The organism is Streptomyces pseudogriseolus, assembly GCA_002154585.1.
Taxonomy (GTDB): Bacteria; Actinomycetota; Actinomycetes; order Streptomycetales; family Streptomycetaceae; genus Streptomyces; species Streptomyces pseudogriseolus.
In genome coordinates, this window is sequence record MUNG01000251.1 from 1 (window position 1) to 3,212 (window position 3,212).

Sequence of the window (3,212 nt, forward strand, 5' to 3'; positions counted from 1 at the left end):
CGCCGCCCGCGTCGGCGGCGAGACCGTACCCCGCGCCCAGGGAGAGGCCGCCCGCCTGCGGGAGGTCCGCAGCGCCTGGCAGGGCATGCTCGAACTGCGCCGCATGACCAATCCCGACGCCTCGACGGACCGTCCCTGCGCCTGGGAGCGCACGCACCTCGTGCAGGCCGCCGCCCTCGCGCTGGAGGCGTCCGGGCACCGGCCGGCCGGGCCGGAGGGCGAGGGCGGCGACGGCTACCGCGTACGGGACACCCCGCAGCCGGACGCCGTCGCCGTGTACGCCCCGGGCCCCGATGCGCTGCGGGCCTGCGCGGAGACCCTGGAAGGGGCCGGCTGGCAGGCAGGTGAGTACACGGAGCCGAGGACGCGGAGGCGTTACGTCCTGGCCTCCCCGCGGCGCGTGTGAGGGGCATGCCAAGATCGGTGGATCGGGCGAGAGCAGGACCGGCGTGAAGGGGACGCAGTGAGCGACGCAGTGAGCGAGCCGTATTCCGTCCGCGTGACCGTGCGCGGATACGAGACCGACGTGCAGGGCCACTTGAACCAGGCCGTGTACCTGAACTACGCGGAGCACGCGCGCTGGGCGCTGCTCCAGGAGGCCGGGATCACGCAGTCCCGGCTGCGGGCGCACGGGGTGGGGCCGGTCGCCCTGGAGACCACGATCCGGTACCGGCGGGAGCTGCTCGCCGGTGACGAGGTGGACGTGAGCTGCGTCTTCGACTGGAGCGGCGGCAAGACCTTCACCATCGAGCAGAAGGTCACGAAGACGGACGGCACGGTCGCGGCGTTGATCAGCGCCGTGGGCGGGCTGCTGGACCTGGAGAAGCGCAAGCTGGTGCCGAACCCCGCGGACGTGTTCCGCGAGCTGGCGAAGGACGCCTCCCTCTTCGGGCTGTAGACGAAGGCGCCGCGGGGACCCGCCTACGCGTCGGCCCGTGGGTCGGGGTCGTGGGCGGCGTCGTAGGCCGCCCGCGACTCGGCGATGTAGACCCGGTGGCGCTCGGTCCGGGCCGTGCTGATCGCGGCGCGCGCCCTTCAGGGGGTGGGCGGGGCGATGACGTCGGCCGTGGTGCTCGGCATGCTGGTGGCGCTGTTCCCGCAGGGCCGCGAGCAGGCCACGGCGATCGCGGTGTTCAGCGCCGTGGGCGCGGCGGGCGGAGCGCTCGGCACGTTCCTCGGCGGGGCGCTGACGCAGGCGTTCGGCTGGCACTGGATCTTCCTGATCAACCTGCCGATCGGGGTGGTCGCGCTGTTGGCGGCGGTCCGTGTCCTCGCCGACGACCGGCCGGACCCGGGTACGGGCGTCGCGCGGAACGCCGACCATGCGGGGGCCGCGCTGATCACGGGCGCGCTGATGCTCACCGTGTACGTCATCGTCGGCTCCGGCGAGCGCGAGGCGCCGCACACCCTGCTGCTGTCCGCGCTCGCCGTGGCGCTGCTCGCGGCGTTCGTGCTGCGCCAGGCGCGCGCCGCGCGTCCGCTGCTGCGGCTCGGGCTGTTCCGGTCGCGGCTGCTGAGCGGGGCGAACTGCGTGCAGATCCTGATGATCGCGACGATGTACGGCTTCCAGTTCATCGGCGCGCTGTACCTTCAGCGGGTGCTGGGGTACGACGAGCTGACCACCGGTCTGGCGTTCCTGCCGGCGCCGGTCGCGATCGGCGTCCTGATGCTGGGGCTGTCCGCGCGCGTGGTGTCCCGGTTCGGCGCGTACCGGGTGCTGCTGGCGGGTCTGGTGCTGATCGTGGCGGGGATGGCGCTGCTGGGCCGGGCGCCCGTGGAAGGGGCGTACGCGCGGGACGTCCTGCCGCCGATGCTGCTGCTCGCGGTCGGGTTCGCGGCGGCGATGCCCGCGCTGACGGGGCTCGCCATGTCGGGGGCGCGGGAGGAGGACGCGGGGCTCGCCTCGGGGCTGTTCAACACCACGCAGGTGGTGGGCGGTTCGCTGGGGCTCGCCACGCTGACGGTGCTCGCGGCCGGTCGGACGGACGCCCTGCTGAACAAGGGCGCCGAGGTGGTCGGGGCGACGGCGGAGGGGTACCAGCTGGCGTTCCGTGTGGCGGCCGTGTTCGCTGCGGGCGCGCTGGTGCTGGCGGCGCTCGTGCTGCGGACGCCTCGTCAGGAGAGGTGAGCGGCCGGCCGTTGCGAAAGCCTGAGGTGGAGGCCGGGTTCCGGGTCACCGGGACCCGGTTCATGCTTTCATCCGATGAAAGTTTCCTCCGTTCGGCTCCCAAGTTTCCTGGCCATCCGCTCCTACAGTGGACCAGACCACCAGAGGAGCAAGGAGACTCTTTACACGCCGTGAATCTACGTGCGTAACTAATGACGCGCGCACGTCAAACAAGCACGGAACTGCCCAGGTGGCAGCGGCCGACGTCACCTCCTTCTCATCCCCACATGTGCCAGGAGGCAAGTCCCATGCAGGTACTCCCTCACGTTTCCCGCCTCGGCAGACGCACGGCCACCGCGCTCGGCGTCCTCGGCGCCGCCCTCGCGCTCACGGCCACGTCCGCCACCGGTGCGGGTGCCGCACCGCAGCCCGACCCGCAGCCCCTCACCATCAAGCCCGGCCAGGCCTACATGGGCGTCGGCGCCCGTATCCACGAGGGCTCCCCCGCCGCCGAGCAGCCGTCCCGCGGGCTGCTGGCCCCCACCGACGGTGTGCAGGGCATCGACGTGTCGCACTGGCAGGGCAGCATCGACTGGACCTCCGTGCGCAACGCCGGCATCCAGTTCGCCTGGATCAAGGCGACCGAGGGCACCAGCTACAAGGACGACCGCTTCAACGCGAACTACCCCGCCGCGCACTCGGCGGGCGTGATCCGCGGGGCGTACCACTTCGCACTCCCCAACGCCTCCGGCGGAGCCACCCAGGCGGCCTACTTCGCGAGCAACGGCGGGGCCTGGTCGCGCGACAACCTCACGCTGCCCGGCGTGCTGGACATCGAGCACAACCCGTACGGGGCGATGTGCTACGGCCTGTCCACCACGCAGATGCGCACGTGGATCAACGACTTCTACACGACGTACAAGGCGCGCACGAGCCGCGACGTCGTCATCTACACCACCGCCGGCTGGTGGAACACCTGCACCGGAAGCTGGACGGGCATGTCGTCCAAGAGCCCGCTGTGGGTGGCGCACTGGACCTCCGCCTCGTCGCCCACCATCCCCGCCGGGTTCCCTACCTGGACGGTGTGGCAGTACACCTCGACCGG

At 72.1% G+C, this 3,212-nt stretch carries 2 protein-coding genes and 2 pseudogenes; all 4 read left to right on the forward strand.

The window, feature by feature from the left end; translation table 11 throughout:
- Positions 1 to 406, forward strand: a pseudogene (locus tag CCN29_RS22115) (hypothetical protein); the annotation flags it as partial.
- 69 nt (positions 407 to 475) lie between these two features.
- Positions 476 to 898: an acyl-CoA thioesterase gene (locus tag CCN29_RS22120; RefSeq protein WP_086683947.1), complete on the forward strand. Its 423-nt coding sequence runs from the start codon at positions 476 to 478 to the stop codon at positions 896 to 898.
- 108 nt (positions 899 to 1,006) lie between these two features.
- A pseudogene (locus CCN29_RS22125) lies at positions 1,007 to 2,128 on the forward strand (MFS transporter); the annotation flags it as partial.
- Positions 2,129 to 2,415: 287 nt separating this feature from the next.
- Positions 2,416 to 3,212, forward strand: a 797-nt coding sequence (locus tag CCN29_RS22130; RefSeq protein WP_086683950.1) for a GH25 family lysozyme, incomplete at its 3' end; no start/stop codon positions are given.